Annotated in this window: 4 protein-coding genes; 2 read left to right on the top strand and 2 right to left on the bottom strand. The window is 74.5% G+C overall.

Translation table 11 applies throughout. The features are described from left to right. On the bottom strand, positions 1-256 hold a 256-nt coding region (locus ABZ641_RS29900; protein WP_359986770.1), incomplete at its 3' end, for a cobalt-precorrin-5B (C(1))-methyltransferase. Between the two features lie 20 nt (positions 257-276). On the opposite strand from ABZ641_RS29900, the gene ABZ641_RS29895 reads away from it, so the two are divergent. After that, positions 277-1,029 carry a cobalt-precorrin-6A reductase gene (locus ABZ641_RS29895; protein ID WP_344621528.1) on the top strand — a complete coding sequence of 251 codons (753 nt, stop codon included), beginning with the start codon at positions 277-279 and terminating at the stop codon, positions 1,027-1,029. 9 nt (positions 1,030-1,038) lie between these two features. On the opposite strand, the gene polX is transcribed toward ABZ641_RS29895, so the two are convergent. Continuing rightward, positions 1,039-2,775 carry a DNA polymerase/3'-5' exonuclease PolX gene (polX, locus tag ABZ641_RS29890; protein ID WP_359986767.1) on the bottom strand — a complete coding sequence of 579 codons (1,737 nt, stop codon included), beginning with the start codon at positions 2,773-2,775 and terminating at the stop codon, positions 1,039-1,041. A 57-nt stretch (positions 2,776-2,832) separates the two neighbouring features. Here polX and ABZ641_RS29885 point away from each other — a divergent pair, with 57 nt between their 5' ends. After that, positions 2,833-3,426 carry a TetR/AcrR family transcriptional regulator gene (locus tag ABZ641_RS29885; RefSeq protein WP_344621526.1) on the top strand — a complete coding sequence of 198 codons (594 nt, stop codon included), beginning with the start codon at positions 2,833-2,835 and terminating at the stop codon, positions 3,424-3,426. Positions 3,427-3,437 lie beyond the last annotated feature (11 nt).

Genomic DNA, 3,437 nt, shown 5'->3' with positions numbered 1-3,437 from the left:
CCAAGGTGGACGCCTTCCGTACCAAGAAGGAGACCATCAAGGCGACGTACACGGCCGCCCAGGCGCAGACCCGGATCGCCGAGTCCTTCTCCGGCTGGCCCTTCGGCAGGACGATCTCCACCGGGTCGGGGAACTCCCCGGTGAGCAGGGCGGTGTACGCGGCGGCGGTGGCCGCCGTGGCGCACGCGCCCGTCGTCCAGCCGTGCCGCAGCCCGCTACTCTTCAGCTGCGCCGCCCGGCCGCCCGCCTCAGCCACGTCCGCCTCCTGGAGTTCCGATGCACGTCCTGATCCTCGGCGGCACCACCGAGGCCCGCCGTCTCGCCGCCGTCCTCGCCGAGGATCCCGCGCTGCGGGTGACCAGCTCGCTGGCCGGCCGGGTCGCGGAGCCGCGGCTGCCGGCGGGCGAGGTGCGGATCGGCGGTTTCGGCGGCTCGGTCGGACTGGCCGACTGGCTGCGGGCCGAGCAGGCGGACGCGGTCATCGACGCCACCCATCCCTTCGCCGAGAAGATCAGCCGGAGCGCGGCCACCGCGGCCGCCGAGGTCCATGTTCCCCTGCTCGTCCTGCGGCGTCCCGGCTGGGTCCCAGTCGACGGCGACGACTGGCACCGGGTGGACTCGCTGGCCGAGGCGGCGGACGCCCTGCCGGGGCTCGGCCGCCGGGTGTTCCTCACCACCGGGCGGCAGGGCATGGCCGCCTTCGCGCACCTGAAGGACACCTTCTTCCTGGCCCGGTCGGTGGACCCGCCGGACCGACCGCTGCCGCCCCGGCTGGAGGTGCTGCTCGACCGCGGCCCGTTCACCCTGGACGGGGAGCGCCGGGTGCTGCGCGAGTACGACATCGACGTGCTGGTCACCAAGGACAGCGGCGGCGCGGCCACCGCGCCCAAGCTCACCGCGGCCCGCGAGCTCGGGCTGCCCGTGGTGGTCGTCCGCCGGCCCGAGACGCCCTCCGGCGTCCCGGTCACCGACGGGGTGCAGGGCGCCGTCGACTGGCTGACCGCCCTGGCGGCGGGTCGGTCCTCCTGAGACGCCGTCTCAACCCGGGGCCCGCTTCAAGTCGGCCTTCAGGAACCGGCGGAGCTTCTGCAGCGGCCAGGTGTTGACGACCTCCTCGGCGGTGAGCCGGCCGCGCTGGGCGGTGGCGACGCCGAAGCGGAGGTTGTCGAGGTGGACGGTGGCGTGCGCGTCGGTGTTCACGGCGAAGCGGACGCCGTGGCGGCGGGCGGCGATGATCAGTTCGTCGCCGAGGTCGAGCCGCTCGGGTGAGGCGTTGACCTCCAGGACGGTGCCGGTGCGGGCCGCGGCGGCGAAGACCTCGTCGAAGTCGGCGTCGATCGGCGCGCGGCGGCCGAGCAGCCGGGTGGTGGGGTGCCCGATCACGTGGACGTACGGGTTCTCGCAGGCCCGGACGAGCCGGCGGGTCTGCGCGGCCCGGTCGAGCGTGAAGGCCGAGTGGATCGAGGCGACGCACAGGTCGAAGCCGGCCAGGAACTCGGGCGGCCAGTCCACACCGCCGTCCGGGTCGATGTTCAGCTCGGTGCCGTGCAGCAGCCGCATCCGCCCGAACGAGCCCTGCAGCGCCTGCAGTTGCTCGCGCTGGGCGAGCATCTTCGCGTCGGTCATCCGCTGCATGGCCAGGTTCGGCGCGTGGTCGGTGACGGCGACGTAGGACCAGCGGCGGCGGTGCGCGGCGGCGAGCATCTCCTCCAGCGGGGCGAGGCCGTCGGTGAGGTCGGTGTGGGTGTGCAGGTCGCCGCGGACGTCCTGCTCGGTGACGGGCTGGCCGAGTTCGCCGTTCAGGGCGTCCTCGATCTCGCCGCGGTCCTCGCGCAGGGTGGGCGGGATCCACGGCAGGCCGAGCGCCTCGTACACGTCCTCCTCGGTGCGGGAGGCGAGCTTGCGGCCGCCGTCCGCCTCGAAGAGGCCGTACTCGGAGAGCTTGAGCCCGGCCCTGACAGCGCGGGCGCGCAGTTTGACGTTGTGCGCCTTGGAGCCGGTGAAGTAGACGAGGCCGGCGCCCCAGTCCTCGGCCGGGACGACCCGCAGGTCGACCTGGAGGCCCCGGGTGGTGCGGACGGAGGTCTTGGTGGTGCCGCTGCCGAGCACCTCGGCGGTGAGCGGATGGCCGGTGAGGGCGGCCGTCAGCGGGGCGGAGTCGTCCGCGGCGGCGAGGACGTCGACGTCGCCGACGGTCTCGCGCATCCGGCGCAGCGAGCCGGCCCAGGTGCAGCGTTCGCAGCCGGAGGCCTCGCGGACGGCGGCGGCGATCTCCTCGGCGAGGGCGAGGGCGGTGGAGATCAGCACCCGGCCGCCGCCCTGCCGGAGCACCTCGATGCCGTGGACGATGTTCTCCGCGGTGCGGGCGCCGAGGCCGGGGAGGTCGTCGAGGCGTCCGGCGCGGGCGGCGTCGAGGAGTTCGTCGACGGTGGAGACGCCGAGTTCGCGGTGGACGAGGGCGGCCTTCTTGGGGCCGACGGTCGGGATCGCCATGATCTCGCGGACGCCCGGCGGCACCTTGGCGCGCAGTGCGTCGACGGCGGCGACCCGGCCGGTGCCCAGGTACTCGGTGATCTTCTCGGCGGTGGACCTCCCGACGCCGGGGATGGCCTGGAGGCCCTTGGCGTCGAGCCGGGCGAGGTCCTCCGGGTGGCCGCCGACGAACCGGGCGGCCTTCTCGTAGGACCGTGCCCGGTAGGCGTCGCCGCCGGTGAGCAGCAGCAGGTCGGAGTACTCCTGGAGCAGTGCGCCGACCTCGTCGTTGAGCCGCGCCATGCCCCCAGTCTAGGGCGGCCTTGACAGCGGCACCCCCGCGGAATGAATATTCATTCCGTGACCCCGCGCAAGCCCGACCTCGCCGAGCGGCTCATCGACGCCGCTGTCGCCCTCTTCGCCGAGCGCACCTACGAGGGCACCCAGATGCCCGCCGTGGCCCAGCGCGCCGGAGTGGGCGTGGGCAGCATCTACCGGTACTTCCCCAGCAAGGAGGCGCTCGGCAACGCGGCCTTCCAGCACGCCAAGCGGGCCCTGCTCGACGAGCTGGCCGCGGCGATGGCCGAGGGCGGCCCGGCCGGCACCGTCCGCGAGGAGTTCGGCCGCTTCTGGCGGGGCTTCACCCGGTACGCCGGGGCCCGCCCGGAGGCGTTCGTCTTCCTGGAGCACCAGCAGCACGACACCTTCCTGGCGCCGGACAGCCTGGCGCTGGCCGCCGAGATCGACCGGATCGCCGCCGACTTCATCGAGCGCGGCCAGCGGGCCGGCGAGATCCGCGACGGGGACGCCGCCCAGCTGGTGGCGCTCGCCGTCGGCGCCTTCACCGGCCTGGTCAAGCTGCACCGCGCGGACGGCCTCGGCGCGATGGCCCCCGCGGACCTCGCCGCCGCCGAGGAGTGCGTCTGGGCCCTGCTGCACCGCCCCGCCCCCTGACCGCACCCGCC

Source organism: Kitasatospora sp. NPDC007106, assembly GCF_040634455.1.
Lineage (GTDB): Bacteria > Actinomycetota > Actinomycetes > Streptomycetales > Streptomycetaceae > Kitasatospora > Kitasatospora arboriphila.
The sequence above is the reverse complement of the archived record's forward strand: the minus strand, read 5'-3'. Positions and strand labels throughout refer to the sequence as shown.